The sequence below is a fragment of the Methylorubrum thiocyanatum genome, from assembly GCA_014138645.1.
GTDB classification, from domain to species: Bacteria; Pseudomonadota; Alphaproteobacteria; order Rhizobiales; family Beijerinckiaceae; genus Methylobacterium; species Methylobacterium thiocyanatum.
In genome coordinates this window covers 572352-599349 of sequence record JACJIB010000002.1, presented here as the reverse complement: position 1 = coordinate 599349, position 26998 = coordinate 572352, and the positions used below count along the sequence as shown (strand labels likewise).

Annotated in this window: 22 protein-coding genes and 1 tRNA gene; 8 read left to right on the top strand and 15 right to left on the bottom strand. The window is 67.7% G+C overall.

What is annotated here, in order from left to right; all coding sequences use genetic code 11:
- Window positions 1–65 precede the first annotated feature (65 nt).
- The 3 genes from HNR51_RS06600 to HNR51_RS06590 are packed head-to-tail and all read left to right on the top strand — an operon-like array spanning window position 66 to window position 3456.
- Window positions 66–1964, top strand: a complete 1899-nt coding sequence (locus tag HNR51_RS06600) for a sensor histidine kinase (protein WP_182554377.1) — start codon at window positions 66–68, stop codon at window positions 1962–1964.
- 2 nt (window positions 1965–1966) lie between these two features.
- Window positions 1967–2413: a response regulator gene (locus HNR51_RS06595; protein ID WP_012457103.1), complete on the top strand. Its 447-nt coding sequence runs from the start codon at window positions 1967–1969 to the stop codon at window positions 2411–2413.
- Entirely contained in the window at window positions 2410–3456 is a 1047-nt protein-coding gene (locus tag HNR51_RS06590; protein ID WP_182554376.1) for a response regulator, read from the top strand. The genes HNR51_RS06595 and HNR51_RS06590 overlap by 4 nt, the downstream gene beginning before the upstream one ends.
- Before the next feature lie 242 nt (window positions 3457–3698).
- Here the strand turns inward: HNR51_RS06590 and HNR51_RS06585 are convergent, their stop codons facing one another.
- Entirely contained in the window at window positions 3699–3959 is a 261-nt protein-coding gene (locus HNR51_RS06585) for a hypothetical protein (RefSeq protein WP_182554375.1), read from the bottom strand.
- A gap of 503 nt (window positions 3960–4462) precedes the next feature.
- On the opposite strand from HNR51_RS06585, the gene HNR51_RS06580 reads away from it, so the two are divergent.
- Window positions 4463–5209, top strand: coding sequence for a sigma-70 family RNA polymerase sigma factor (locus HNR51_RS06580; protein WP_012457100.1), 747 nt, complete (start codon window positions 4463–4465; stop codon window positions 5207–5209).
- A gap of 50 nt (window positions 5210–5259) precedes the next feature.
- Here the strand turns inward: HNR51_RS06580 and HNR51_RS06575 are convergent, their stop codons facing one another.
- The 6 genes from HNR51_RS06575 to ilvN all read right to left on the bottom strand — a co-directional run bounded on the left by HNR51_RS06575 (window position 5260) and on the right by ilvN (window position 10065).
- Window positions 5260–6099 carry a class II glutamine amidotransferase gene (locus HNR51_RS06575; protein ID WP_012457099.1) on the bottom strand — a complete coding sequence of 280 codons (840 nt, stop codon included), beginning with the start codon at window positions 6097–6099 and terminating at the stop codon, window positions 5260–5262.
- Between the two features lie 143 nt (window positions 6100–6242).
- The gene (locus HNR51_RS06570) at window positions 6243–8012 is read right to left on the bottom strand and encodes an N-acetylglutaminylglutamine amidotransferase (RefSeq protein ID WP_182554374.1); all 1770 of its coding nucleotides are present in this window, start codon (window positions 8010–8012) and stop codon (window positions 6243–6245) included.
- Between the two features lie 213 nt (window positions 8013–8225).
- Entirely contained in the window at window positions 8226–8870 is a 645-nt protein-coding gene (locus HNR51_RS06565) for a glutathione S-transferase family protein (protein WP_182554373.1), read from the bottom strand.
- Between the two features lie 11 nt (window positions 8871–8881).
- Window positions 8882–9241, bottom strand: a complete 360-nt coding sequence (locus HNR51_RS06560) for a type II toxin-antitoxin system PemK/MazF family toxin (protein WP_182554372.1) — start codon at window positions 9239–9241, stop codon at window positions 8882–8884.
- Entirely contained in the window at window positions 9222–9461 is a 240-nt protein-coding gene (locus HNR51_RS06555) for an AbrB/MazE/SpoVT family DNA-binding domain-containing protein (RefSeq protein ID WP_182554371.1), read from the bottom strand. The genes HNR51_RS06560 and HNR51_RS06555 overlap by 20 nt, the downstream gene beginning before the upstream one ends.
- A gap of 61 nt (window positions 9462–9522) precedes the next feature.
- Window positions 9523–10065 carry an acetolactate synthase small subunit gene (gene ilvN, locus HNR51_RS06550; protein WP_012457094.1) on the bottom strand — a complete coding sequence of 181 codons (543 nt, stop codon included), beginning with the start codon at window positions 10063–10065 and terminating at the stop codon, window positions 9523–9525.
- A 106-nt stretch (window positions 10066–10171) separates the two neighbouring features.
- Between ilvN and HNR51_RS06545 the strand changes: the two genes are divergently transcribed.
- Window positions 10172–11083, top strand: coding sequence for a methyltransferase domain-containing protein (locus HNR51_RS06545; RefSeq protein WP_182554370.1), 912 nt, complete (start codon window positions 10172–10174; stop codon window positions 11081–11083).
- 59 nt (window positions 11084–11142) lie between these two features.
- On the opposite strand, the gene HNR51_RS06540 is transcribed toward HNR51_RS06545, so the two are convergent.
- The 4 genes from HNR51_RS06540 to HNR51_RS06525 all read right to left on the bottom strand — a co-directional run bounded on the left by HNR51_RS06540 (window position 11143) and on the right by HNR51_RS06525 (window position 17398).
- A complete protein-coding gene (locus HNR51_RS06540; RefSeq protein WP_012457092.1) occupies window positions 11143–12918 on the bottom strand; it encodes an acetolactate synthase 3 large subunit in 1776 nt (591 codons plus the stop codon).
- Window positions 12919–13251: 333 nt separating this feature from the next.
- Window positions 13252–14904, bottom strand: coding sequence for a methyl-accepting chemotaxis protein (locus tag HNR51_RS06535; RefSeq protein ID WP_373325207.1), 1653 nt, complete (start codon window positions 14902–14904; stop codon window positions 13252–13254).
- 178 nt (window positions 14905–15082) lie between these two features.
- Entirely contained in the window at window positions 15083–16579 is a 1497-nt protein-coding gene (locus HNR51_RS06530) for a protein adenylyltransferase SelO (protein WP_182554369.1), read from the bottom strand.
- 315 nt (window positions 16580–16894) lie between these two features.
- The gene (locus HNR51_RS06525; RefSeq protein WP_012457089.1) at window positions 16895–17398 is read right to left on the bottom strand and encodes a YciE/YciF ferroxidase family protein; all 504 of its coding nucleotides are present in this window, start codon (window positions 17396–17398) and stop codon (window positions 16895–16897) included.
- Between the two features lie 345 nt (window positions 17399–17743).
- Here HNR51_RS06525 and HNR51_RS06520 point away from each other — a divergent pair, with 345 nt between their 5' ends.
- Both HNR51_RS06520 and HNR51_RS06515 read left to right on the top strand, forming a co-directional pair.
- Window positions 17744–19036, top strand: a complete 1293-nt coding sequence (locus HNR51_RS06520) for an MFS transporter (protein ID WP_182554368.1) — start codon at window positions 17744–17746, stop codon at window positions 19034–19036.
- 474 nt (window positions 19037–19510) lie between these two features.
- A complete protein-coding gene (locus HNR51_RS06515) occupies window positions 19511–20527 on the top strand; it encodes a PAS domain-containing protein (protein ID WP_182554367.1) in 1017 nt (338 codons plus the stop codon).
- Window positions 20528–21225: 698 nt separating this feature from the next.
- Here HNR51_RS06515 and HNR51_RS06510 read toward each other — a convergent pair.
- The 3 genes from HNR51_RS06510 to HNR51_RS06500 all read right to left on the bottom strand — a co-directional run bounded on the left by HNR51_RS06510 (window position 21226) and on the right by HNR51_RS06500 (window position 24742).
- Window positions 21226–22287, bottom strand: coding sequence for a Hint domain-containing protein (locus HNR51_RS06510; RefSeq protein WP_239681525.1), 1062 nt, complete (start codon window positions 22285–22287; stop codon window positions 21226–21228).
- Between the two features lie 1716 nt (window positions 22288–24003).
- Window positions 24004–24222, bottom strand: a complete 219-nt coding sequence (locus HNR51_RS06505) for a hypothetical protein (protein ID WP_182554365.1) — start codon at window positions 24220–24222, stop codon at window positions 24004–24006.
- Between the two features lie 444 nt (window positions 24223–24666).
- Window positions 24667–24742: transfer RNA gene (locus HNR51_RS06500), tRNA-Lys, on the bottom strand.
- A gap of 210 nt (window positions 24743–24952) precedes the next feature.
- Here HNR51_RS06500 and hemC point away from each other — a divergent pair.
- Entirely contained in the window at window positions 24953–25882 is a 930-nt protein-coding gene (gene hemC / locus HNR51_RS06495) for a hydroxymethylbilane synthase (protein ID WP_182554364.1), read from the top strand.
- A gap of 22 nt (window positions 25883–25904) precedes the next feature.
- On the opposite strand, the gene HNR51_RS06490 is transcribed toward hemC, so the two are convergent.
- Window positions 25905–26966: a GSCFA domain-containing protein gene (locus HNR51_RS06490; protein ID WP_182554363.1), complete on the bottom strand. Its 1062-nt coding sequence runs from the start codon at window positions 26964–26966 to the stop codon at window positions 25905–25907.
- Window positions 26967–26998 lie beyond the last annotated feature (32 nt).

Genomic DNA, 26998 nt, shown 5'->3' with positions numbered 1-26998 from the left:
CGAGGCCGATCGGCGGTGCTCACGGCGCGAACGTATTTCGACATCTCCCGAGCCTGCACACGACGATGGTTCACACCGGCTACAATCCGGCTCTGGTGGCGCTGTCCCTCGCCATCGCCGTGCTCGCCTCCTACACGGCGCTCGACCTCGGCGGGCGTGTGCGCGGGACCACCTCGCGGCTGCGCTGGGCTTGGCTCCTCGGGGCCGCCCTGGCGATGGGGGGCGGCATCTGGTCGATGCACTTCGTCGGCATGCTGGCCGTCGAGATGGGCCTGCCCGCCGCCTACGATGTCGGCCGCACGCTCCTGTCCCTGGTGATCGCGATCGGCGTGACGGGTGCGGCGCTGGCTTGGCTCGGCCGGAGCCGGGCCGGACGCTGGGATGTCCTCGTCGCCGGTCCGGTGATGGGGATCGGCGTGGCCGCGATGCATTACACCGGGATGGCGGCCATGCGGATGCCCGGCCAACTCGCCTACAGCCTGCCGATCGTGGCGCTCTCCGTCGGAATCGCCGTCACCGCCGCGACCGTAGCCCTGTGGCTCACCTTTCGGCCGACCAGCATCTGGCAGCGCTTCGCCGCCGCGCTGATCATGGGCGTGGCGGTCGCCGGGATGCACTATACCGGCATGGCGGCAGCGACGATCACCGCGGAGGAGGCAGGCGCGCATTCCGCGCATTTTGCCGCCACGAGCGTGGATCAGCAGAACCTCGCCCTCTACATCGCAGGCATCACCTTCGTGATCCTGTTCCTTGCCATGCTCGCCTCCGCCTTCGACCAGCAGCGGATCCAGGGCGAACTGCAGGCGAGCGAGGAACGATTCCGGGCCGCCGTGCAGGCGGTGCGCGGCGTCCTGTGGACCAACGATCCGCAGGGCCGGATGGCCGGCGAGCAACCGGGCTGGGCCGCGCTCACCGGACAGAGCCGGGCTGAGTACGAGGGCTTCGGCTGGGCCGAGGCCGTGCACCCGGACGACCGCCAGGCGAGCATCGAGACCTGGAACGCGACGGTGGCCGCCCGCAGCACCTTCGTCCACGAGCACAGGGTGCGGGCCCGGGACGGGCTGTGGCGGCATTTCTCGATCCGCGCGATCCCGGTGCTCGACGCGCAGGGCGCCATCCGCGAATGGGTCGGCGTGCATACCGACATCACCGATCAGCGCGAGGCCGAGGCCGAACTGCGGGAATCGAACGATGAGATCCAGCGCTACGCCTATATCGTCAGCCACGACCTGCGCGCGCCGCTCGTCAACGTGATGGGCTTCACCAGCGAGCTGGAAGCCGTGCGCCAGGAGTTGAACACGCTGCTGCGGGACCATCCGCAGGGCGCGCGGATCGATGACGACATCACGGAAGCGCTGAGCTTCATCCAGGCGGCCATCGTCAAGATGGAGCGTCTGATCGCGGCCATCCTGAAGCTGTCGCGGGAGGGCCGGCGCCAATTTGCTCCTGAAGCGATCGCGATGACGCCCCTCATCCGCGGCATTGCCGATGCGCAGCGTCATCAAGCCGACCGCAAGGGCGCAACGGTGAGGGTGGCGGCGGATCTTCCCGCGATCATTGCCGACCGTCTCGCCATCGAGCAGATCTTCGGCAACCTCATCGACAACGCCCTCAAATATCTCGATCCGGCCCGGCCCGGCCGGGTCGAGGTCACGGCAGCGCCCGCGCCGGGCGACCGGATCCGCTTCGCCGTGTCCGATAACGGGCGGGGCATCGCGCCTCAGGATCACGACCGCATCTTCGAGCTGTTCCGGCGCTCCGGGGCGCAGGACCAGCCGGGTGAGGGGATCGGGCTCGCCAGCGTGAAGACCCTGGTGCGCGCGCTCGGCGGGCGGATCGAGGTCTCGTCGCAGCCGGGGACGGGCACAACCTTTGTCGTGACGTTGCCCCGCGAGCCGGTTACAGGCCGAGGCGAGGCCGCGAAATCCCATCCTCCCGAAACGATGCCCCTGGCCGCGGAGTAACCATGCAGCCTCCCTTCCACGCCGTCAGCATCGTGATGATCGAGGATGACGAGGGCCATGCCCGGCTCATCGAGCGCAACATCCGCCGCGCGGGGGTGAACAACGAGATCCTGCCCTTCCGCGACGGCACCTCGGCGCTGGAATTCCTGTTCGGCGCGGACGGGAGCGGCGAGGTGAGCGGGCGGCGCCACCTCCTGATCCTGCTCGACCTCAACCTGCCGGACATGACCGGGATCGACATCCTGGAGCGGATCAAGGCCAACCCGCACACCAAGCGTTCGCCGGTCGTCGTCCTGACGACCACCGACGACAGCCGCGAGATCCAGCGCTGCTACGACCTCGGAGCGAACGTCTACATCACCAAGCCGGTGAACTACGAAGGCTTCTCCAACGCCATCCGTCAGCTCGGATTGTTCTTCTCGGTCATACAGGTTCCCGAGAACTCATGAGCGACGAGAGCCCGGCCCCGGCCCGCATTCTCTACATCGACGACGATCCCGGCCTCGGGCGCCTCGTGCAGCGCTCGCTCCAGGCGCGGGGCCTCTCCGTCGAACTCGCCGCGAGCGGCGAGGAGGGGCTGGCGCGGGCGCAGACCGGCGGCTTCGACCTCATCGCCCTCGACCATCACATGCCGGGACAGACCGGCCTCGACCTGCTGCCGGAACTCCGCAGCCTACCGGAGGCGCCGCCGGTCATCTACGTGACCGGTTCGGAGGACAGCCGGGTGGCGGTGGCCGCCCTCAAGGCGGGTGCGGTCGACTACGTCTGGAAGGACGTGCAGGGTCAGTTCCGCGAGCTGCTCGGCGAAGCGGTCGACACCGCCCTGCGCCAGGAGGCGTTGCGGCGTGACAAGGAACGCGCGGAGGCCGCGGTCCGCGAGGCGCGCGATCGGGCGGAGCTACTGCTCCGGGAGGTGAACCACCGGGTCGCCAATTCGCTGACGCTCGTCGCGGCACTCGCCCGCATGCAGACCAACGCGGTGGCGGACCCGGCCGCCAAACAGGCGCTGGAGGAGATGCAGGCCCGCATCTCGGCCATCGCCGGCATCCATCGCCGGCTCTACACCTCGCAGGATGTCGAGGCCGTGGAACTCGACGCCTACCTCGCCGGCCTCGTCGAGGAATTGCAGCTCGCCATGAAGGCCTCGGGCCGCGACCACGCCATCCGACTTCAGGCCGCGCCGATCCGGCTCGCCACGGACAAGGCCGTCTCCCTCGGTGTCGTCGTCACCGAACTCGTCACCAACGCCTACAAATACGCCTATCCATCCGAGACCCAGGGCGAGATCCGGGTTCAGGTGCTGTGCCAGGAGCCCGGCACGCTGTTGCTCACGGTGGAGGATGACGGCATCGGCTGGACGGGGGACGGGGAGGCGCGGGGCACCGGGCTCGGCTCGCGCATCATACGCGCCATGGCCTCGAACCTGCGCTCCGCGCTGACCTACGCTCCCGACCGGATCGGGACCCGGGCCGTGCTGTCGTTTCAGACCTGAGCCCCATCGCTCGAAACGCCGCCCCCGGGACGAAGCTTGGCTTCGGATCGCATTTTCCAGGGCGGAGCGATGAACTGCCCTGGCGAAAGCAGGTTACCCGGGCAGCAAGTCTGCTTGCTGTTTCTCCCAAGACTTCGACCCGCCCGGCCTTGCCGACGCGGGCTTCTTTTTGTCGAGGCCCCCTGGATCAAGGGGAAGGGGCCAACACCTCGGCCTGACCGGGGCTTGGCCGACGGGCGCGGTCAAAAGCGGCGGCAGCGGGCCGAGTCGTCGGCGAGCGAGGCGTGCACGACACGTCCGCCCGCAGCTTCGCAGACGGAGCGGAACGACTTTTCGGAGCGGTGGAAGCCCCATATGGCGATCATCGGCGCGACCATGAGGAACACGGTCATGCCCATGATGAAGGCGGGAAACCATTCCGGCATCCGTGGCGGCGGCTCCGGCCGGATCGGCGGCAGAGGTGCCAGGAAGGCCAGGAGCGGGAGGACGTCCCAGGCGCTCATGGTTCGCACTCATTCGCGGTGGCGATGCGGGCCGGTGAGGCCAGCCGTCGCGACGTTAACCCCCGCGGCGGTGTCCGGTCACCGTGACACCGACGGAAAGGCGATGCGTCGCAGGCCAAGGCTGAACCGAACCGGTTGGCTGGGGTCCAGGAACGCCGACGTTGGACCTGTCTCCGGCCATCACAGGCGAAACGATCGCCTTGCGCAACAGTCTGCGCGTGGGGCGGCTTGATGTCATTCACAGTGCGGTCGAAGATCGCACCGAAGCAACCGTAACCGGTCGGCACGTCCCGATGTAACTCGGTATAACTTAGGCTAGGTTGTTTTTGGCCAGCACATCCTCGGCGTGAAGACGGTTGCTGGTCCTTCTCCTCCCTCCGGAGGAGGAAAGGCTCTTTCGAACGCTGATAATCTATGTTGGCGCGGGGAAAACCAAATCGCGAGACAAGTCCGGGGCTGGGGCACGAACCCCTGCCCGAGTCCGTGATCTGCCACAGGACCTGATGCCAAAGACTGCCCTCGACGACATTGCCTTGCCTCTCGAGGACGAGGCGCCGACGCTCCCTCCCGACGTTCAGCAACGCCTCGGAGCCCTTCTCGCCGAAGCCTACGCGCAGATGCCGGGCAGCCCGAACGCCGAAGCCGGCCGCTTCGACGCTCTGCTTGCACGGCTGGAGACCGTTCTCGTCGCCCAGGAGGGAAAGGACGAGGAGACGTTCCGTGCGGCCATCATTGAGATGACGCCGCGCCTCTACAACTTCGCGATGTCGCTGACCAAGAACCCTTCGGCCGCTGACGACCTCGTGCAGGACACGTTCCTGCGGGCCTGGCGCAGCCGTTCCCGCTTCACGGTCGGCACCAATCTGGGCGCTTGGCTGTTCACGATCATGCGCAATGCCTTCTACTCGCGCCACCGCAAGGAGGTGCGCGAGGTGGCCGACAGCGACGGCGATTACGCCGAGCGCCTTGCCGCCGCTCCCGAGCAATCGGGCCATGTCGATCTGATGGATGCGCAGACGGCACTGGCCAAGCTGCCTCTGCCGATGCGGCAGGCCTTGATCCTCGTGGCGATCGAGAACCTCAGCTACGAGGAAGCGGCCACCGTCATGAACTGCCGCATCGGCACGGTGAAGAGCCGGGTCTGGCGCGCCCGGGAACAGCTCGCGCAGATCCTCGGCTACAGCGCCGCCGATGTCGGCTCCGACGGCATGACGCTCTCGGCCGTCGGCGGCTCGACCTGGATGGCTTAGAAGCCTGCGTCTTCGCGGTGCCGAGCGTCGCGCCCGGCACTACTTTTCCCTCACGCACTCAGCTGCAGTTGCAACTGCGGCAGGCGTGAGTTGCGGGCGAGCCCGAATTCCTTCAGCGAAACGACCTCCACCAGCGCGTCCTTGCGGGCGATGACGACGCTGTTGTCCGGAACCGCCGTCCATGTGGCGTGCTCCTTGTCGAGCGGCTCCGAGACCACGACGACCCCGTCCGCCGACTGCCGGTAGTACATGCTGTTGGCCGCGTCGTTGGCCGCGTAGCGGAAGGCGTAGAGGTCGCGCCCGTCGGCGAGCGCCGCGGTGAAGCGGAACGGGTGCCCGCCCTCGATGCCGCCGACGAGTTCCGTCACCTTGGCGAGCGCAAGGGCCGTCGCGGTGATGGGGTCGCGCGGGGTCTCGCTCGCCATCAGGCCCTGGCCCAGGATCGCGAGGAACAGCGCCTCCGAATCCGTCGTCCCGTTGCGCGAGGGGTAGAGTTCGTCAGGGATGAGCGCCTCGATCGGCCGGCGCAGCCGCGCCCAGTCGCCGACATAACCATTATGCATGAACAGCCAGGGCCCGCAGGCAAAGGGATGGCAGTTCGGCCGGGTGATCGGCGTCCCGGTCGCCGCCCGCACATGGGCGAAGAACAAGTGCGAGTGCAGGTGGCGGCAGATGTAGCGCAGGTTCTCGTCGGACCAGGCCGGCTGCACCTCGCGAAAGCGGCCGGGCTCGGGATGGTCGCCGTACCAGCCGAGGCCGAACCCGTCGCCATTGGTGCTCGCCGTCGATTCGAGCGCCTTGATGCTCTGCGAGACCAGTGAATGCGCCGGCTCGGTCACGTAATGCTCAAGCGGGATCGTGCGGCCTCGGTAAGCGATCCAGCGACACATCTTATCGGGTCTCCCCAGCCTTGCATTCCAAGCCACCGCGCATCGGGGATGATCGTGGAGAATCCGCGTCACCTTGAGCACAGCCGCATGCGCCGACGCCGTATCGGCGCGGAGGGTCATGCGGGCAACGCAGGAGAGGCCGATCAGATGCTGTGCGACTGCAGCCACGCTTCGAGCAGGGCGACCTGCCAGAGCTTGGAATTGCCCTTCGGTGTCAGCGTCCCGTCGGGATCGGCGAGCAGGTGATCGACGTAAGAGCGGTTGAAGATGCCGCGCTCGCGCGCCGCCGGACGGTCGAGGACGTCGCGCACGAATTCCATGAACGGCCCACGGATGTGCTTCAGCGCCGGCACCGGGAAATAGCCCTTCGGCCGGTCGATCACCTCGGCCGGCACGACGGCGCGGGCGGCCTCCTTGAGGATGTACTTGCCTCCGTCCCGCACCTTCAGCTCGGCGGGGATGCGGCCGGCGAGTTCGACCAGTTCGTGATCGAGAAAGGGAACCCGCGCCTCCAGCCCGCAGGCCATGGTCATGTTGTCGACCCGCTTTACGGGATCGTCCACCAGCATGATCCGCTGGTCGAGGTCGAGGGTCTTGTCGATAGCGCTCTGGCTCCGCGATTCGGCGAAGAAGCGGGCGATGTAGTCGCGGCTGTAATCCTCATCGACGTAATCCGGGGTCAGCGCCTCGCGCATCTCCGCATGGTCGCGGTCGAAATAGGCTCGGGCGTAATCCGCGGTCGGATCGGTCGAGCCCATGAGCTTCGGATACCAGTGGTAGCCGCCGAACACCTCGTCGGCGCCCTGGCCGCTCTGGATCACCTTCACGTGCTTGGCGACCTCCTGCGAGAGCAGGAGGAAGGCCACCGCGTCGTGGCTCATCTGCGGCTCGGCCATGGCGTGGATCGCCGCCGGCAGGGCCTCCAGGGTGCGCGAGCCGTCCACGACGAGCTTGGCGTGATCGGTCTCGAACCGCTCTGCGATGATGTCGGAATACTTGAACTCGTCACCCTCGACGCCGTTCACCGCATCGAAGCCGACCGAGAAGGTCTTCAGGCCGCTCTGCCCATTCTTGGCCAGAAGCGCGACAATGACCGACGAATCGAGGCCGCCCGAGAGCAGGACGCCGGTCGGCACGTCGGCGATCTGGCGGCGGGATACCGCCGTGCCGAGGGAATCCAGCACCGCCGCGCGCCAATCCGCCTCGGTCATGTGGCGGTCCTCCTCGCGCGGGCCGACCACGAGGGACCAGTAGGTTTCCTCCCGGCGCGTGCCGTCTGGCTCGAAGGTCAGAGTGGTGGCCGGGTGGACCTTCCGCACGCCCTTGAGGATCGTCAGCGGCGCCGGCACCCCCGCATGCCAGCTCATGTAGTGGTGGAGCGCGACCTTATCGATCGTCGTGTCGATGTCGCCGGCGGCGAGCAGGGCCGGCAGCGACGAGGCGAAGCGGAAGCGCCTTCCCGTCTCGGCGTAGTAGAGCGGCTTGATGCCGAGCCGGTCGCGGGCGAGCGTCACGCGGCCCGAGTCGCGTTCGTGGGCCGCGAAGGCGAACATGCCGAGGAAGCGCTTCACGCAGTCCCGGCCCCAGGCGTGGAACGCCTTGAGCACGACCTCGGTGTCGCTCGTGGAAAAGAAGCGGTAGCCCTTGGCTTCCAGGTCCTGGCGCAAATCCTTGTAGTTGTAGATGCAGCCGTTGAAGACGATCGAGAGACCGAGTTCCGCATCGACCATCGGCTGCTGACCGGCCTCCGACAGATCGATGATCTTCAGGCGGCAATGCCCGAACACGACCCTGCCCTGGCCGTGGATGCCGCCGGCATCGGGCCCGCGGGGTCGCAGGACTTCCATCATCGCCCGCACCGCATTCGGGTCGGCCGCGCCGCCGAAATTGATCTCTCCGCAGATTCCGCACATCGTCGCCGGTCGTCCTCGTCTCGTCCTCGTTGCCCGAACTTGAGCGGCAGAACCGGTTCGCGCCCGGCGCGTTCCATCCTGCCCGCGAAAGCTTCACCTTCGTCGGATTCCGCACGGCGAGGTGCGACGGTCTCACGGCCAAGCGATTTCCAAGCCACGTCCGGCTGTGCCGGGCGCAGCATTTCGCTCCATGATCGAAGGCTTTCGGACGCGTCAGGCCGGAAGGGCCAGACCCTCACGGGCGAAGACCGACTGCACCGCCGGTCGCGCGGCCATCCGGCGGGCATGCGCCGTCCAGGCAGGAAACTGGTTGGGCATGTCGAAACCGATGAACGGTCCGCGCGCCCAGATCCAGAACACGAGGAGATAGGGATCGACGACGCTGTAGCGCTCGCCGAGCGCCCAGCCGCCGTCCGAGAGCCGTACCTCGGTCATGGTGCAGAGATCGCCGAAGGTGTCGGCGCCCTTGGCGCGGATGTCGGGAAAGGCCGCCTCGTCGGCGCTGTAGCGCTCGGGCCGGCGGACATGGGCATAGGCGATGTGGTGCCCGGTGGAGAGCCACGCCATCCACTCGTCGGCGACCGCCTGCCCGCGCGGATCCTCGGGCAGCAACGCGGCCTGCGGATGCGAGCGGGCGAGATGGCGCAGGATCGCCGCGTTCTCGGTGAGCACCCAGCCGTCCTCGTAGAGGGCCGGCACGCGCCCGCGCTCGTTGACCGCGAGATATTCCGGGGCTCGCTGGTCACCCTTGGCGAGGTCGAGGCGGACCGTCTCATAGGGCGCGCCGATCTCCTCCAGCACGATGTGTGAGGCCAGCGAGCAGGCGCCGGGGGCGTAGTAGAGGGTGCGGGTGGTCATGATGGCGGGACTCACTCGATCCACAGGCCAAGGATAAGGGCGAGTTGATGCCGAACGTCGGCAAGTACGTGATCCGTCACCGAACCCAGGTGACGAAGGATGCGGTTGCGTCGATCAATCGACCGAACCTGATCCGTCAGAACGGCTCCTTTGACGGCGAGCCCTTCGGGAAGGAAGACTTTGGTTGGCCAAGGATCCGTGTTGCCCGTGACAGGACAGACAACAGCCCGCCTTGTGAGCGTGTGCATCTCGGCAAACGAGACTACCAGCGCCGGCCGCCTTCCGTCCTGCTCGGTTTCCCGCACCGGACCGAGATCGACCAAGACGAGATCACCCGGTTCGATCGCGCGCTCAGCGTGGGTCGTCGTCATCGATGATCTCGGAGCCGACATCCGGCCCCCAATCCACCGCTTCCGGCTCGTAAGCGGGGCCGAGACGACGCATTTCCGCAATCATTTCAGCGAGCGTCATGCGGGGAGTTTTTGGGACGATCTCGACGACCTGCCCCTCGCGCATTCCCAGTCTTCGTACCTGCTCGGCGGGCAACGTCACGGCGAGGCCGTCGCCCCAGCGCACCAGCTTCGCTTCCATGGCATTCCCTCAACCGAACGGCAGCTATCGAAGGATAGCGCCGCCCGATTGAAAAACCCAGCTACAGCGGCTCCGCGCCACGCCCCATGGCGGCGATGCCGGTGCGGGAGATCTCGACGAGGCCGATCACCGTCAGCAGACGGATGAAGCGGTCGATCTCCTCGGTCGAACCGGTCAGCTCGAACACGAAGGAGTTCAGCGTGGCGTCGAGGGTGCGGGCGCCGAAGGCGGCTGCGAGGCGCAGGGCCTCGCTCCGGTGCTCGCCGGTGCCGGCCACCTTCACGAGGCACAGTTCGCGCTCGAGCGCCTGCCCCTGAAGGGTCAGATCGACGACGCGGTGGACCGGCACGAGGCGGTCGAGTTGCGCCTTGATCTGGTCGATCACCGCGTTGGTGCCGGTGGTGACGATGGTGATGCGCGAGAGGTGGCGCGCCTCCTCCGTCTCGGAGACGGTCAGGCTCTCGATGTTGTAGCCGCGGCCGGAGAACAGGCCGGCGATCCGGGCGAGCGCACCGGGCTCGTTGTCGACGATCACCGCCAGGGTATGGCGGTTGACGGTCTCGATGCGCGTCGGCTCGGGGTAGTGGGTGTTCATGGCGTTCATCGTCTGGCGTCCCTCAACTGTGTCCCTGCTTGATCCCGCTTTCGCCACCTGAAGTCGGCCCCGGCGTGCTGGACCCGCCTGCCGGTGGCGTGATACCGGCCGCGCCATGGATCGGCGTCAGCGTGTCTTGAATTTCGTCGTGCCGCACGGCCGAACCGGTGTCGAGCTTGGGCCCCTCTCGCGCCCGATCGTCCTCAAGAGCGACGGCAACGTCCTCTACGCGGACCATCTCTCGACCGAGGGATTGCGGCACCAGTACCGCGACCATCCCACCCTCGGCCCCGACGGCATCGAGGGGATCGTTCCCGTCGACGTCGTGCTCGGCGAAGGCGGCCTGCCGCGGGCGCTCGGTTCGCGCGGCCCGGTCGATTACATCGTCGCCTCGCACGTCGTCGAGCACGTTCCCGACGCCATCGGCTGGCTGCGGGAATGCGGCGAGGCCCTGAACGAGGGCGGCGTGTTCTGCCTGATGGTGCCGGACAAGCGCTTCACCTTCGACCATTTCCGCACGCCCACGAGCGTCGGAGCGCTCGTCGCGGCCCACCTGCTGCGGCTGCGGACGCCGCCGCCGGAGGCCGTCTACGAACATTTCGCGAGAGCCTGCGAGGTCGACGTGCCCGCCACCTGGCGCGGCCAGCCGGTTCCCGACAGGCCGATCGTCGGCGGTCCGCCCGCGGCGCTCGACGCCACCGCCACCGCCGTCGCCAGCGGGCGGCACATCGACGTCCACTGCACGGTCTTCACCCCGTACAGCTTCGGCCGCGTGCTCACCGAACTCCTCGCCCTCGACCTGCTCCCGTTCGAATGCGCGGCCCTGGAGCCGACCCGCCCGTGCGAGTCCGAGTTCTTCGTGCTCCTGCGCAAGCGCAGCGATCTCAGCGCCGCCGCACGGGCCGCGACGGTGCCCCGCCTCGACCCGGCCCGGCACGATGCCCTGCCGCCGCCCGCGGGTTGGCCGAAACGGACCCGTTTGGCGGCGCGCCGATGGGTCAGGCGCCTCCGAGGACGGAGGTCCTGACGCCGTGAGACGGGCGACGCTGGGCATGGCCGTCCGGGCGTTCGCGCGATGCCGGCCGGTCAGACCAGCATCTTGCCCTCGGCCGAGATGACATCGCCGAGCTCCACCCCGGTCTCGCCGAGATAGTCGGACAGCAGCATCTCGTTGTGCGCCTTGCCCGACGGGATCATCGGGAAGCAGTTCTCGGTCTTGTCGACGACGCAGTCGAAGATCACCGGCCCGTCATAGGCCAGCATCTCCTGGATCGCGCCGTCGAGCTCGCCCGGCTTCTCGCAGCGGATGCCCTTGGCGCCGTAGGCCTCAGCGAGCTTCACGAAGTCCGGCAGGCTCTCCGAGTAGCTCTGCGAGTAGCGCGAGCCGTGCAGCAGCTCCTGCCACTGGCGCACCATGCCCATGTACTCGTTGTTCAGGATGAAGATCTTGACCGGCAGGCGGTACTGCACCGCCGTCGAGAGCTCCTGCATGTTCATCAGGATCGAGGCTTCGCCCGCGATGTCGATGACGAGGCCGTCCGGGTTGGCGAGCTGCGTGCCGATCGCCGCCGGCAGGCCATAGCCCATGGTGCCGAGGCCGCCCGAAGTCATCCAGCGGTTCGGCTCATCGAACTTGAAGTACTGCGCCGCCCACATCTGGTGCTGCCCGACCTCCGTGGTGACGAAGGTCTTGCGGTTCTTGCAGGCCTCGTAGAGGCGCTGGACCGCGTATTGCGGCTTGATGATCGTGCCCGAGGGCCAGTAGGCGAGGCAGTCGCGCGATTTCCAGCGGCTGATCTTGTTGAACCAGTCCTCCATCCGCGCCTTGTCAGGCTGCTTCGGCAGGGCACGCCACTGGGCGAGCATTTCCTCCAGCACCGCGGCGCAATCGCCGAGGATGCCGACATCGACCTTGACGACCTTGTTGATCGACGAGGCGTCGACATCGACGTGGATCTTCTTCGAGTACGGCGAGAAGGCGTCGAGGCGGCCGGTGATCCGGTCATCGAAGCGCGCACCGATGCAGATCATCACGTCGCAATCGTGCATCGCGAGGTTGGCCTCGTAGGTGCCGTGCATGCCCAGCATCCCGAGGAACTTGTCGTCGGAGGCGGGGAAGGCGCCGAGCCCCATCAGCGTGGACGTGACCGGGAAGCCGGTCTCGGCGACCAGCTCACGCAGCAGGCGGGAGGCTTCCGGCCCCGAATTGATGACGCCGCCGCCGGTGTAGAAGACGGGCCGGCGGGCGCCCGCCATCAGCTCGACCGCGGCGCGGATCTTCTCCGCGTCGCCCTGGACCGGCGGGTTGTAGGTCTTGTGGCCGTTGTGGCTCGGGCGCTGGTAGACGCCGGTAGCGAACTGCACGTCCTTCGGCAGGTCGATGACGACCGGACCGGGACGCCCGTGGCTCGCGACGTAGAACGCCTCGTGCAGGATGCGCGGCAGATCCTCGATCGATTTGACGAGGTAGTTGTGCTTCGTGCAGTGCCGGGTGATGCCGACCGTGTCGCATTCCTGGAACGCATCGGAGCCGATCAGGTGCGTCGGAACCTGGCCGGTGACCGCGACGAGCGGGATCGAATCCAGCATCGCGTCGGTCAAGCCGGTGACGATGTTGGTGGCGCCCGGGCCGGAGGTCACGAGGACGACGCCGACCTTTCCGCTCGAACGGGCATAGCCCTCGGCCGCATGGACCGCGCCCTGCTCGTGGCGCACCAGCACGTGCTGAATGGTGGTCTCGTCGAAGAGCGCATCGTAGATCGGCAGCACGGCGCCGCCCGGATAGCCGAACAGGGTGTCCACACCCTGATCCTGGAACGCCCGGATGACCATCTGGGCCCCGGTCATGACCTCGCCGCTCATCGACTCCTCCATCAATCCGTTCTTCGTGTTCCGATCCGCATGCCGGCCCGCTGGATTTCGCGCAATAAAAAAGGGCCCCGAGGGACCCTGCATGCGCCACCGACCGGGCCTGTCGGGCTTGAGATCAAGCCCGCCCCGTCCGTGGCGCTTCCACTACGATAAGAACCGTGCGCATCGTCGATCCGTCCGCCGAGACCTCGCCGACCTTCGGCAAGTGACACTCAGCAAGTGAGGGGCGGGGATTAAGCGATGCGCACCCGCCCGTCAATCCGCGATCAACGTGTTTGAGGCGGCAAAGCTTGAGATAATCCGCCGCCTCAACACCCTTCTGCTTCAGGCCGCTCGCACCGTGCCGAGGAAGCGGGCCACTTCCGCGCTCAGATGCTCGGATTGCCGCGACAGCTCCGAGGCCGAAGCAAGCACCTGGGCGGCCGCCGCCCCGGTCTCGTCGGAGGCGCGCGCCACGCCGACGATGTTCGACGTCACCGCACCGGTGCCGGTCGCGGCCCGGGCGACGTTGCGCACGATCTCCTGGGTCGCCGCACCCTGCTGCTCGACCGCCGCCGCGATGCCGGTGGCGACGCCGCTGATCTCGCGGATGCGGGCGGTGATGCCGCCGATCGCCGCGACCGCCTGTCCGGTCGCGCCCTGAACCCGGCCGATCTGCCCGGAGATCTCCTCGGTCGCCCGGGCTGTCTGGTTGGCGAGTTCCTTCACCTCCGCCGCGACCACGGCGAAGCCGCGGCCCGCCTCACCCGCCCGCGCCGCCTCGATGGTGGCGTTGAGTGCCAACAGGTTGGTCTGACCGGCAATGGTCGCGATCAGGCCGACCACGTCGCCGATCCGGCTGACGACCGCATCGAGTTCGTAGACCAGGATCCCGGTGCGATCCGCCTCGGAGACGGCGATCGCGGCGAGATCGGACGAGTTCGACACTTGGCGGCCGATCTCCTGCACCGAAGCGCCGAGCTGCTCGGCCGCCGCCGCCACGGTTCCGACATTTGCGGCGGCTTCCTCGGCGGCCTCGGCGACATGACCGGAGCGGCTCGCCGTCTGCCGCGCGGTCGCCGCCATGGCTTCGGCGGTGACTTGCAACTCGGTGGCCGAGGACGCCACCATGCCGACGATGCCGCCGACCGCATGCTCGAATCCCTCGGCCATCGCGTCGAGCGCGTGTCGGCGCTCGATCTCGGCAGCGGCGCGGGCGCCGGCCCCCTCCTGTTCCAAGTGCCGGTTTCGGATCAGGCTGTTCTTGAACACCTGCACGGCGGCGGCCATGCGGCCGACCTCATCGCGCCGGTCCAGGCCGGGCACCGCCACCGTCACGTCACCGTCGGCAAGCCGCGTCATCGCGGTGCCGAGCCCGTCGAGCGGGCGCAGCGTCCGTCGGATCGCGAGGCGGAGGAGAACCATCGCGGCGAGGATCATCCCGCCGCCGACCAGAGCCGCCTGCCACATCATCCGGTCGAGCCCGGCGAGGACGTCGGCCCGCTTCAATCCGACATAGACGATGCCGGTGGCGTGCCCGTCCGTGCCCAGGAGCGGCTCGTAGAGCGTGAGGTAGGACGTGCCGAGGATGTCGGCCTCACCGCGATACGTCTTGCCGAGGCCGAGCACCGTGTCGTGGACGGGGCCGGGCGCGAGCCGGGTACCGACGGCGCGGCCGCCGTCGGGCTTGCGAACGGTGGTGGCGGAGCGAACCTCGCCGGTGAAGACCGTTGCGGTGCCGCCCGTGACGCTCTCGACCCGATCGACGGCGCGCGTGAGATCCGCGCCCGCGGCCTCCTGCTCGATGCCGGCTCGGAGCAACCGCATGCTGCTGTCGAGCGCATCGGCGGCACGGGCGTGCATGACGGCGCGCGCCTCGAACAGCAGATAGCCGCCGACGGTCAGGCTCGCGAGCAGCACGAAGAAGCTGCCGAGGAGCGCCACGCGACCGGCCAGCGACAGTCGAACCGCCTGATTCAAGCGGACGGTTTCAGCCATAACGACAACCCCGAACACATCCTAGAAGACGAGAGGACGGAACGGGGATGAGGCACGCATCCTTACCGAAGGATTGACTTCAAGATATCCAAATTTTGTCGAAAATGTTACGCATGTTATTGAACTAAACTATCCCTGACCCGTTCTCGATGGAGCTTTTCAAGGAAAGTATTCATTCTTATGTTCCGCAGAAGGTGCGGTAACCGCGGCCGCCGCCTTCCGGCGCTTCGGCAAACTGGGCGAAGTCGGGCTGGTCGTCGTAGGGGTGGGAGAGGACGGTCAGAAGCGTTTCGAACGGCACGAAGTCCTGCCGCTCGACGGCGGCCTCGATCATCGCCTCGACGCGGTGATTGCGCGGAATGAAGGCGGGATTGACCGACCGCATCAGCGCCTGTCGCCCGGCGACTGAACCGGGCTCCTCGTCGAGCCGGCGCCGCCAGCGTTCGGCCCAGGCATCGAAGCTGGTCGGATCGATAAACAGGCTTCGCACGGCCTCGACCGCTTCGGGCTCCGGCGCAGGCCCGGCCCCCGGCGCGGCCGCGCTCAGACGGCGGAAGGTGAGGGTGAAGTCGGCCCCGTTCTCGGCCATGGTTTTCAGGAGGTCGCCGGCCAGGGCCGGGTCGCCGTCGCGCATGGTGGTGAGGCCGAGCTTGCGATTGAGGAGACCGTGATAGGCCGCCTCGAACAGCCCGGCGAAACCGGTCAGGGCTGCCTCGGCCTCCGCGACGGCCTTGGTCTCGTCCTCCGACAGGAGCGGCAGCAGGGCTTCCGCGAGCCGCGTCAGATTCCACAGCGCGATGCGCGGCTGGTTGCCGTAGGCGTAGCGCCCATGCCGGTCGATGGAGCTGAAGGCGGTCGCCGGGTCGTAAGCATCGAGGAAGGCGCAGGGGCCGTAATCGATGGTCTCGCCGGCAATCGACATGTTGTCGGTGTTCATCACTCCGTGGATGAAGCCGACGCCGAGCCAGCGGGCCACCAGCTCGGCTTGGCGGCGGGTCACGCCTTCGAGCAGCGCGCGATAGGGGTTTTCGGCTTCCGCCGCCTCCGGATCGTGCCGGGCGATCGCGTGGTCGGCGAGGGCACGCAGCCCTTCGACGTCGCCGCGGGCGGCGAAGAACTGGAACGAGCCGACCCGGATGTGGCTCGACGCGACCCGGGTCAGCACGGCGCCGGGCAGCACGGTTTCGCGGATCACCGGCTCGCCGGTCGTCACGGCGGCGAGTGCGCGGGTGGTGGGGATGCCGAGCGCATGCATCGCCTCGCTGACGAGGTATTCGCGCAGCACCGGCCCAAGGGCGGCGCGCCCGTCGCCCCGGCGGGAAAACGGGGTCGGACCGGAGCCCTTGAGCTGGATGTCGCGGCGGCGCCCGTCACGGCCGACGACCTCGCCGAGCAGAATGGCCCGCCCGTCGCCGAGTTGCGGCACGAACTGCCCGAACTGATGGCCGGCATAGGCCGCAGCCAGTGGCTCCGCGCCTTCCGCAACGCGCCGCCCGGACAGGACGTCGAAGCCCTCAGGGCTTTCGAGCCGATCCGGATCAAGGCCGAGATCGAGGGCAAGTGTCCGGTTCAGCCGCACGAGCCGCGGCGCCTCGACCGCCGTGGGCACCACCCGCGCAAAAAAGCGGTCCGGCAGGCGCGCGAAGCTGTTGTCGAAGGGGAAGAGGGCGGTCATCGGCAGTACCGGCGTGGAGGGCGTACGAACGGATCAGAGGCAGTCGCGTGAGCGGACGCAAGCGTCCACGTGCCGGGATCCTCGCATGCAAGGATCCCTGCCTGCACGCGGATGCCGCGCTGAGGCGTACCGGGGCGGCGATGAGGCCAGCCGAAGAGGGGGCGGCTCAGCCGCCCTTCTCCTTGTCCGGCGGCCGCGTTCCCTCCTCGGTCGGCGGGGGTGGAGAGTGGGGGCCGGGCGTTGGTTCGGCGCGCGGCCGCTCCCGATCCGGGACGGGCCCCTGAGCCGGCGGCAGAGGATGATCCTCGGACACGGTCAGGCCGCCTTCTGGTTCACCCGGCTCTCGGCCAGTGCCGTGAGCTTCTGGTCCGTCGCCTTCTCCTCGTCGAGCGTCTGCTGAAGCAGCGCGGCGCAATCGTCGCGTCCGAGCCGCTTGGCCCAGGCGACGAGGGTGCCGTAGCGGGCGATCTCGTAGTGCTCGACCGCCTGCGCCGCTGCGAGCAGGGCGGCGTCGAGCACCTCCTTGTCGGCGACTTCGCCCGCGGTCTCATTGGCTTCCTTGATGATGCCGTCGATGGCGGGGCAGTTGACCGCCTTCGGCTTGTGACCGTGCATCTCGAACACCTGCTCCAGGCGTTTGATCTGCCCTTCCGTCTCGCGCAGATGCGTCTCGAAGCCTTGGCGCAGGCCCGCATTCGTCGCTTTTCCGATCATCGTCGGAAGCGCCTTGGTGATCTGGTTCTCGGCGTAATAAATATCCTGCAACGTGTGCACGAAGAGGTCGTCCAACGACTTGATGTCCTTCGTGAACAAACCCATGGCGTCCTCCTGTCACCGTCTTCGGAACCTGCCGGAGCACGGTCCTGTGACAAGGAAAGCCCTGCCGCGCGGCGCCAGTTCCGTTACGGGACGTGGCACGGCGGCAGGATCACCTGCGAATAGCCTCGCTTCACGTTCCGGATAACATAGTTTGTCCGATCCTCCGGGCGCCGGGCTCGCGACGGCCGACGACCCACCCGGAGCGCGCGAGCCGGCTTCTATCCGGCCGCCGGCAAGTTCGTTACGAGGGCGTCCCATGCACGGCATCCGGCGATGCTTCGAGGATCATGACGGGGCGCCGTACGGGCCGGCGCGGCCGCGCAAGCGAGCGGACAGGACGACGGGATGGCGGATGCGCTGACGGGCAAGGTGGCGCGGCGCCTGCTGCCCTTCCTGATGCTGTGCTACTTCTTCGCCTATCTCGACAGAGTGAATGTCGGCTTCGCCGCGCTGACCATGAACCGCGATCTCGGCCTGTCGGCGACCGCCTACGGGCTCGGGGCCGGCCTGTTCTTCCTCGGCTACGTCGCTTTCGAGGTTCCGAGCAACCTGATCCTCGAACGCGTCGGAGCGCGGCTCTGGATCGCGCGGATCATGGTGACGTGGTCGCTGGTTTCGGCCTCGACCGCGTTCGTGACCGGCGAGTGGTCGTTCTACCTCGTGCGGGTTCTGCTGGGCTTGGCCGAGGCCGGCTTCTTTCCGGGCATCATCCTCTATCTCACCTACTGGTTTCCCGCCCGCCAGCGCGCCGGCATCGTCGGCACCTTCATGATGGCCGTGCCGCTCTCGGCCGCCATCGGTTCCCCCCTGTCCGGTCTCATGATGAGCTTCACCGATGGCTGGCACGGCCTCGCCGGGTGGCAATGGCTCTACCTGCTCGAGGCGGCCCCGAGCCTGCTTCTCGGCCTCGCCACCCTGTTCGTGCTCACGGACCGGCCCGAGAACGCCTCGTGGCTGACCGCCGACGAGCGCAGGGACCTCATCGCGCGGATGGCGGAGGATCACCGTTCGCGGCCGCACCGGACGGCGCATCTCGGCGGCGCCCTGCTCGACCCGCGGGTGCTCGGCCTGGGGCTGGTCTATTTCGGGCTCAGCACCGGCCTCTACGCCATCGGCCTGTGGCTGCCGCAGATCGTGAGCGCCTTCGGCTTCACGACGACGGCGACGGGGTTCGTGACGGCCGTGCCGTACCTCGTGTCGGCGGCCGGGATGCTGGCCTGGACCCGACACTCCGACCGCACGGGGGAGCGGACCCGGCACGTGGCCCTTCCCACCGTGGCCGCCGGCCTCGCCCTTCTGGCCGCGAGCCAAGTCGGAACACCGCTCCTCACCATCGTGGCGCTGAGCGCGGCGGCGCTGGGGGTCTTCGCGGCCCTGCCGACCTTCTGGACGCTGCCCACTCGTCTCCTCACCGGCAGCGCGGCCGCCGGCGGCATCGCGCTGATCAACGCGCTGGGCAGCGTCGGCGGTTTTGCCGGACCGGCTCTCATGGGCTGGATCCGCGACGCGACCGGCCGCTTCGACCACGCACTCGCCGCCGTCGCCGCCCTGCTGATCATGGCGGGCCTGTCAGTGCTTCGCCTCGGCAGGGACACCGCGCCCGCTCCCGCCAGGACCACGCAAGTCGGCGACGCGTGAAGCGCGTCCCAAGGAGGGACCGGACGTGTCGCGGAAGCCGCCATCGCCACGGCGGAGGGTGATGCAACATGCGACCGGATCCGCCTCCCTCGGAGTCCGATCGCCGCCGAAGCCCGGCACAGGGCAGGATGAGGGCGCGCCGCTATCCATTCCGGTCCCGGCGACCGTCGTAGCCGCAGGCTCGGTCTGTTCCCGCTCGCCAGATCGGCCGATCGGCGCGGAGGCGATCACGGATCGACGGCAGGGATCTTGAACGGCTCGACACGAATTCCCGTCAGGCAGGTCGAGCCCGCCGGAGGGCATGTCTTGTCCCGCAACAGCGTCGTCGCAGTTTCATTACCGAAAAGGTGAATTGTCGGAATCCCAACGCAGAGCGTCGATCCGATTGACATCAAGTAGACACCTGGGAACGCTGTGTATCGGCGACACTCGGCAATCGTCCACACAAACAATCATTTGTAATAAAAACATCGCATGTCCGCGGCCGTGTCCTCGCTCATATCCGACGATGTTCTGCGCTTGGTCGAAGGCTTCGGTCTGACAGGGACGTGGTCCTGGAGCTTCACCACGGACGAGCACGTCTGGTCACCGGGCCTCTTTCGGATCCTCGGTCTCGAGCCGAGTACGGCCCGGGCGGAATACGGCCTTCTGCTCGCCCTCGTTCACCCGGAGGATCGGGACAAGGTCACCTCGACGTCGGAACTGCTCCAGACCGGCCAGATGACGCAGCAGACCTTCCGGATCATCCGTCCGGACGGGACCCTGCGCACCGTGATGAGCCGCGGCGAGGTGATCGTGGCGCCCAGCGGGCGTCCGCTGCAGGCCATGGGCGTGCTGATCGATGTGAGCGACCGTGAAATGCTGGCGCGTGCGCAGGCGGCTGAGCGTCGGCGCAAGAGGACCCTCTTCGAGCAGACGGGCGCATTCACCTCCGTGACTCCCGTCTATCCCTATATCGACTTCTCGCCGGAGTGGCTGGAACTCGTCGGATTGCCGAGGCAGGAACTGCTTGAGGAGCCGACGCTTCCGGTTCTGAAAGAGGAGCGCACGCGCTGGCGCGACCATGGCCGCGAACTCTACCTCGCGCGAAAGGTCGTCCACACACGCCCCCGCCTCATCCTGGCCAACGGCGAGATCAAGCCCTATCGCATGGTGATGGTGCCGATGCGGAACACCGCGGGCGATGCCGACGGCTGGGTGAACTACATCGCGCCCCTTCATCTCACGGGGATGGCGCCCGATGCGATGCGGCAGAGCCTAGAGCAGCTCGTCCGCGGGATGCATCTGCGCGCCGGCCGCGCGCTGCTCGGCTGGTCGATGCAGCAACTCGCCGAAGCGGCCGGCCTGTCGTTCTCGACCGTCCGCCGGCTCGAAGACGAGGACGAGAGCGCCTCGCGGCGCGCCTGCCAAGCGGCAGTCAGGGCGCTGCGAAGCCACGGCATCGTCTTCTCGTTCATGGACGATGGAACGCTCGCGCTCGGGAAAACCTGAGCGCCGTCTTGATCACCTCTCGCGCCCTCATCGGTGCGTTCAAACGTCCGAGAGATCTCTGACAGGTTCGACTCGGCCGACGGTCATCGCAAAGCCCGCGACGGCGGCAGGACCGAGGATCGCATCGATGGGTGGGCCGGGCGTCCCACGCGCATGCGCCGCTCGAGTGCGGCGTGCAGACCCGCGGGCGTGGCATCGATCGGATGGCTCAGCTCGGCCCCCGGCGTCGTTCTCGCGGCATCCTGGGACGACCCGTTCGCCTCAGCCCCTCGCTGGACCGGCTCCGGCTTGTCCGATCGCACCGGCACCAGCCGGGAAATTCCGAAGATCAGCAGACCGGCGATCCCCCAGCCCAGCGAGGCGAGCGAGGGCTGGGGTTCGCACATCATCAGGATCAAACCGCCGAGCGCAGCGGCCGCACCCAGGATTCGCAGGTCGGAGTGAGGCGAACTCATCCCCGGAGGCTACGATGCCTCGGTTGCGGCGACGTGCACGGGATCCGTCTCATTTGATGGATGAGCCTCGTGCGTCGCTTGGACGTGTGAACGCCCCCCGGCACCCGCAGCCCCTCAGACTCGTGTGTTCGACGATAAGCCTCCAGAACCGTCATCGACGGATTGGCGGCCGGACGCGAGAGACCCCGCCTCGGCGGACCGAGGCGGGGCTGTCGAGGACGTGCGACGTTCAAGTGCTTGCGATCAGCCGTTGGCGACGAGCCGCAGAACCGGGGCTGCAAACGAGACGGCGGCGTTCACCGGCATCGGCTCCGACACGGTCTCGACCGGGTAGCCCAGGAACCAGTCGGCCTGGAACGACAGCTCGCGGCAGACCGGCAGATGCGCCTCGCCCTCGGTCCAGCGCTCCTGGCCGTTGGGCTCGACCGCGTTCCAGCCTTGCGCCAGCTGCGCGTCCGCCATCGCCACGGCGGTGCCGTCGGCGCACAGCTCGGACACCCGCACGCCGAGCGTCCGGCGATCCTCGTTCTCGGCGATCCAGTGCGCCGGCACCGAGCTGCGCGAGCGCAGAACCAGCGTCTGCGTGCCCTCGGGCACCGCGAAGGTGAAGCGGCGGTTGTCGATCGAGGCCGGGGTCAGCACCTGGCCATCGGCCACGACCTGCAGGCCCGGATCCTCGACACGGCGCGCGCCCAGATGCTTGGCGCGGGCGATGAGGATCGCCTTGACGCCGTGCAGGCGCGGGCCGGACAGGGCGTGCGGCGCGAGCAGGGCGACGGGCGCCTTGTCGCCGACGCGGTGGCCCCAGCCTTCGGCCCCCTCGAAGAAGGCGTGCATGCCGCAGTCGCGGTAGCTCTCGGCCGGCGCGCCTTCGGCGAGCAGAGCCTCGTGGCTGTCGAGTTCGATGTGCCAGTAGCCGACCGCCTCGACCGCCTCCTGGCGGATGGTCGCGCCGTTGATGAGATGCTTGGCGGGGACGAGGACGTCGTCGAACACGAGGCAGTGGTCGGGCGAGACGAGCAGGTCGCGGACCGGCACGCCCATGGCGAGGGCGCCGGCGGTGATGCGCACGGGCCAGACGTCCTGCGGGTCGGCGTGATCGGCCGCCTCGACGAGGCGGTGGCCGATCCAGCGGATGGGCTTGTGCGCGCCGGAGGCCGTCACGGCGAGATCGCCGATCTGCAGATCCTCGACGGCGACCTCGCCGCGCTCCGTGCGGATCCGTGTGCCGGTCACGAAGCAGACGATGAGCGGGCTGTCGGGCGCCGTCACGTTCGAGGTGTCGATCGGGGCGGCTGCACTCAATAGAGGAACGGGCCCCGCGCTGACAGCGACGGTCACCGGCGTTCCAACGCCAGCCACGGTCGTATCGAAATAGTAGATCGGCTCCGCGGTTGGGCTGGATTGACTGAAGCCGCGGTAAGTTCCCGCCACGCTGGCTTGCGCAACGCCACCGACGTTGAGAGCGACCTGAACAGAAGAGCCCGGCTGATCGACTGCACCGTCAATCGTTACGCCGGTAAGCCCGCTCACCGCATTGGTTCCGGTAAACGTCGTCGTGTTCGTCAGCGGAACACCAAGCAGAACACCAGTCGTTGAGTTGCCAACTCCGAACGTTTGATTGTCGAATGTTTCGGCCATGTCGCGTCCTCCGCTGCTGACGGAGCAAAGCAACCACGAAATTACCGGCCTGAGCAGTTAAGCGTTTTGAAAGCAGTTTTTGCGTGTCAATTTTTGAGAGTTTCTTGATCGTTGCTCAATCGACACATCGCAGATCGCAAAGTCTGCATATTTCCATCGAAATGAATTTTCCAAGTTACATATCACTTAACGGCGGCTCGCCGATTCGTGCTGAGGACCGGCGCGTTCGGCACCAGCTGGAATGAAAGGCCGTTGCGGCGAAACGTGCGGCGCTGCCGGTTAAGCAACGATGAGGACGAAGGGTTTGGTCTCCCGCCGCCGCTTCTTCGGCGGACAGACACTTTCGGGCTCCACACCGCGACCCCATGTTGTCGTGGTCGTCGATCGACCTCGCCGCCCCCAGGCAGACGCCGGTCCCGTCAGCGTCAACCAATCTTCAGCACGTGCAGGACGCCGCAGCTCACAGTCGCTCGTCGATTCGCGGCCTTCGCCTCTGGCTAAGACATCAGTGCTGTTCGAACCGTGCCCCGATTTCATCCGAGAGCCGGAACAGCCGTGCAGGCGCACGTCTTCAAGACTGTAAAACCCAAAATCATCAAGTAAGCACAAACAGCAGCGAAGCGTTGCATGCGCGTCCCGACCTGCGCTGGGTAGCAAAGAGGCACTGGACCACGCGTCGTATCTCGGCAGTTCCCGGGGCGCTGACGATCACCGGATCGGAGCGGGCATGGCATCTCAGCGAGCCCCTCCGAGCTTGGACCTGACGCAGCCGAGATGTCGGTGCGCCGGATCGCGGCGACGGCACAGACCACACACCATATATCATTTATGCACTATCGCGTGCATGAAAGTGAGGTGACTGGGAGGTGTATCAAGTCGTCGGGTTCGTGGCTGTTGGAGCTGCGGGAGCCGCGGTGCTGCACAGTTGGGGCGCTTCGAGGTTCTTCAGCTTCGGATTCTTGTCTCTGAACGTGTTTGCGGCGGGTCTGGCCGCGCTTGCACAGACCGCAGAGCTGAAAAGTCCGCGCGAACCGATCCCCTACAACACCCATTCCGCGATGCCGCCGACTGCGGGATTCGTTGCTCCCCCGCGGATTCCGAAGCCGCAGAGCGAAAGCCCGGTCTGGTAAGGCTCACGATTGTGAGAGAGGGCTGAGGTCTCGCAGCCACCGGACCATGACGATCCACCGTCGGAAACTCATGGAGGTCCACAGCGAGGCTGGAGCGTGGCAGACGCGCGCCGCCATCTAATGCGAGGCGGTCATCATCCGCTTTGCCGGCCGGACCACGGCTGTACCGGGCATCATCGGCAAACGCGGTCGGGGGCGGCTCCCTGCACCGCAGACCGCGCTCGAACAAACGCCGGCCCGCAACGCGTCGTCACTCAAATCCGGTGATCGCTCGTACCTCCGGCGCGTCAGAGTCGAGCGTGTTGGGAACGGTCGAGAGCCAGTCCACGGCCAGGATGCCAGCCAGGACCATCGCCACACCGACCAGAACCGGGGTCAGCCACCTGGCGTAGGCGCGCAGGCCGTGGATCACCATGCAGCCGAATACGAAGACGCCGGCTTGGTAGAGGCTTACCGCGGGTTGGGCCATGGCACGATCTCCGGACGAAACGCCGAGGCGCATCCTTACGCGTAAGACAGGTTCCGATGAAGTCGCCCGCCGCACCACCATGCACTTGGACCACCACCCGAGGACGTGGCTGAGACGCTATGGACCGTCAGTCGAGAACGTCCCTAAGCCGCACTGCCCGCACGAGGATCGGATCGCCGCCGAACTCGCCGACATGCCGGACACGGTCGGGCGCATGGACGCAGGCGGGCGGAAGCACGGAAGGGCCGAGCGCCAGCACAGACCGCGCGCCCGGAAGCAAGGCCGCGATGCACACCAACAGGATCACGAGCGCGACGCGCTCACGAAGCGAAGACAGTCGACCGAATTAGGGGAGATCAGCCCAAGCCGCAAAGCCGCGGGAAACCCGGCTCCGGCAAGTCGACAACGCCTCGAAGGCGTTGGCTGCTAAGTGTGTGAGATGTTTGGTGGGCGCACTAGGGTTCGAACCTAGGACCCGCTGATTAAGAGTCAGCTGCTCTACCAACTGAGCTATGCGCCCTCAGCCTCTTTAGGGAGGCCGGACCGCCGGGCCACCAGTCCCGTGCGGTGGTGGCGAATTAGCAATGGCCGGCCGGTGTGTCCAGCCCCTTTCGAAAAGTTTTCCGACAAAGCGTCGGATCGGAGCCTAGGCCCCGCTCCACTCCCCACACGCTCTCGCACTTGCGCGCGGGTGCGTGACGGGCGGCGCCGTCTCGGCTACAGCGCAGGGATGAGCCTCTCGCGCCCCTTGAGAATCGGAACCCGTGGCAGCCCGATGGCGCTCGCCCAGACCGGCATGGTCCGCGACCGGATCGTCGCGGCGAATCCGGGACTGGAGACGGAGATCGTCGTCGTCTCGACGGTGGCCGATCGGGTGCTCGACCGGCCGCTCTCCGAGATCGGCGGCAAGGGCCTGTTCACGAAGGAGCTGGAACAGGCCCTGTTCGCCGACACGATCGACGTGGCCGTCCACTCCATGAAGGACGTGGAGACCTGGCTGCCCGACGGCCTCGCCATCGCCTGCATCCTGGAGCGGGACGACCCGCGCGACGCCTTTCTCAGCGCCGGTGCCGCCAACGGCCTCGCCGATCTGCCGCCCGGGGCTCGGGTCGGCACCTCGTCGCTGCGGCGGGGGGCGCAGGTGCTGATGCATCGGCCCGATCTCAGGATCGTCCCCCTGCGCGGCAACGCCAACACTCGCATGCGCAAGCTGGAAGCGGGCGAATGCGATGCCACGCTGCTGGCGCTCGCGGGCCTGCAGCGGCTCGGCATGGAGGATGTCGCGCGCAGCGTGCTTCCAGTGGAGGAGATGCTCCCCGCCGTCGCGCAGGGCGCGCTCGGCATCGAGTGCCGGGCCGGCGACGACGCGATCCGGGCGCTGCTGGCCCCGGTCGCCTGCGCCACGACGACGACGGCCCTCGACGCCGAGCGCGGCCTTCTCGCCGAGCTCGACGGCTCCTGCCGCACGCCGATCGCCGCCCTCGCGCAGGTGAACGGCGACCGCATCGCCCTCGACGGCCTGCTGTTCCTGCCCGACGGCAGCCGCCACTGGGCCGTGCATCGCGAGGGGCCGGCGGCGGAAGCCGACGCGATCGGCCGCGATGCCGGAGCCGAGTTGAAGCGGTCGGCGGGCGACGTCTACTTCGCCCACCTCAAATAGCCTCGCCTCGAACGGCCGTCCCTCAGACGAGGCTGCGCTCGATCGTCTCCTCGTCGCAGACGACCCCCGCGGTGCCGGCGAATTCCGCCTCGCTGGCCTGGACCGCGTGCGACACGGGTGTCTCCGCCGAAGCGGGCGAGAAGCTCGCCATGAACGCGCGCATCACGTGGGCGACCCCGGCCTCGGCGATGCTGCGCTGGTCCTCCTCGTAGTAGCGTCCGCCATTGGTGTGACTGGTGATGATTTCGTAGGAGGGGAAGTAGACGAGCCGCGGGTCACCGCCCTCGCACAGCTCTCCGGCCGCGGCCCGCAGCACCGCTTTCGAATGGGCATTGGCGACGAGCACGTGCTGATTGCGATAGGTCGCGATCAGCGGCACCGGCGAGACCGTGAGGATCACCCGGGCGCCGGCATTCACGCTCCAGAGCCGGTCGAGGAAGCCGGTCATGTCGGCGATCACCTCGGCGGTGCCGGCATTGACGAAGGCGACCTCGTGCGGGTCGAATTGGCCGCCGGCGACACCCGGGGCGAGGGAGAGCGCCGCCCCGTCGGCGCGGCAGCGCCAGCCCTCGGTGAGGCCGAGCGTCACGACCAGCACGTCGAGGCTCTCGAACAGCGTCCGCACCCGGGCGAGATGTCCCTCACGCGCCTCGATCACCGCCGCCGCGTCGGCGAAACCGTCCGGCTCGATGGTCGGACGGAACGGATCGACGAAGCGACCGTCTTCCCGCTGCCAAGCCTTGAGCTGCGGATCGAAGGCGCCGAACGCCCGATCGAAAAGCTGCACGAACTGGCGCGGGCCGTAGAGATTGCCGTAGCGCGCCGAAAAGGTGCCGTACTGGCGCGCGGATGCCTCGGCCTCGCCCATCCCCTCGGGCGCCCCCTCCGTGACGTGATAGCGGAAGCCGCCGCGCGCCAGCGCCTGCGAGACCCGCTGCGCGAAGCAGGAGCCGGCGGTGGCGACCCGGTCGGTGCGGGCGATGCGGAAGGCGTCGCGTGGGCCGGGATCGACGGCGAAAGGCGGCACACCCGCCACTGCCTTGCGCCAGAACTGCTCGGCCGGTAGATCGCGGTAAGGGTTCATCGCCTGATCCGATCCTGCACGCCCGCCCGCGA

Coding starts and splice junctions, on each gene's coding strand:
- HNR51_RS06585 (WP_182554375.1), bottom strand. CDS start 3,959: ATGAGCGCCTGGGACGTCCTCCCGCTCCTGGCCTTCCTGGCACCTCTG.
- HNR51_RS06540 (WP_012457092.1), bottom strand. CDS start 12,918: ATGAGCGGCGAGGTCATGACCGGGGCCCAGATGGTCATCCGGGCGTTC.
- HNR51_RS06575 (WP_012457099.1), bottom strand. CDS start 6,099: ATGTGTCGCTGGATCGCTTACCGAGGCCGCACGATCCCGCTTGAGCAT.
- hemC (WP_182554364.1), top strand. CDS start 24,953: ATGAGCCTCTCGCGCCCCTTGAGAATCGGAACCCGTGGCAGCCCGATG.
- HNR51_RS06535 (WP_373325207.1), bottom strand. CDS start 14,904: ATGGCTGAAACCGTCCGCTTGAATCAGGCGGTTCGACTGTCGCTGGCC.
- HNR51_RS06515 (WP_182554367.1), top strand. CDS start 19,511: ATGTCCGCGGCCGTGTCCTCGCTCATATCCGACGATGTTCTGCGCTTG.
- HNR51_RS06565 (WP_182554373.1), bottom strand. CDS start 8,870: ATGACCACCCGCACCCTCTACTACGCCCCCGGCGCCTGCTCGCTGGCC.
- HNR51_RS06555 (WP_182554371.1), bottom strand. CDS start 9,461: ATGGAAGCGAAGCTGGTGCGCTGGGGCGACGGCCTCGCCGTGACGTTG.
- HNR51_RS06530 (WP_182554369.1), bottom strand. CDS start 16,579: ATGACCGCCCTCTTCCCCTTCGACAACAGCTTCGCGCGCCTGCCGGAC.
- HNR51_RS06490 (WP_182554363.1), bottom strand. CDS start 26,966: ATGAACCCTTACCGCGATCTACCGGCCGAGCAGTTCTGGCGCAAGGCA.
- HNR51_RS06595 (WP_012457103.1), top strand. CDS start 1,967: ATGCAGCCTCCCTTCCACGCCGTCAGCATCGTGATGATCGAGGATGAC.
- HNR51_RS06590 (WP_182554376.1), top strand. CDS start 2,410: ATGAGCGACGAGAGCCCGGCCCCGGCCCGCATTCTCTACATCGACGAC.
- HNR51_RS06560 (WP_182554372.1), bottom strand. CDS start 9,241: ATGACGACGACCCACGCTGAGCGCGCGATCGAACCGGGTGATCTCGTC.
- HNR51_RS06570 (WP_182554374.1), bottom strand. CDS start 8,012: ATGTGCGGAATCTGCGGAGAGATCAATTTCGGCGGCGCGGCCGACCCG.
- HNR51_RS06600 (WP_182554377.1), top strand. CDS start 66: ATGGTTCACACCGGCTACAATCCGGCTCTGGTGGCGCTGTCCCTCGCC.
- ilvN (WP_012457094.1), bottom strand. CDS start 10,065: ATGAACGCCATGAACACCCACTACCCCGAGCCGACGCGCATCGAGACC.
- HNR51_RS06545 (WP_182554370.1), top strand. CDS start 10,172: ATGGATCGGCGTCAGCGTGTCTTGAATTTCGTCGTGCCGCACGGCCGA.
- HNR51_RS06525 (WP_012457089.1), bottom strand. CDS start 17,398: ATGGGTTTGTTCACGAAGGACATCAAGTCGTTGGACGACCTCTTCGTG.
- HNR51_RS06505 (WP_182554365.1), bottom strand. CDS start 24,222: ATGGCCCAACCCGCGGTAAGCCTCTACCAAGCCGGCGTCTTCGTATTC.
- HNR51_RS06580 (WP_012457100.1), top strand. CDS start 4,463: ATGCCAAAGACTGCCCTCGACGACATTGCCTTGCCTCTCGAGGACGAG.
- HNR51_RS06520 (WP_182554368.1), top strand. CDS start 17,744: ATGGCGGATGCGCTGACGGGCAAGGTGGCGCGGCGCCTGCTGCCCTTC.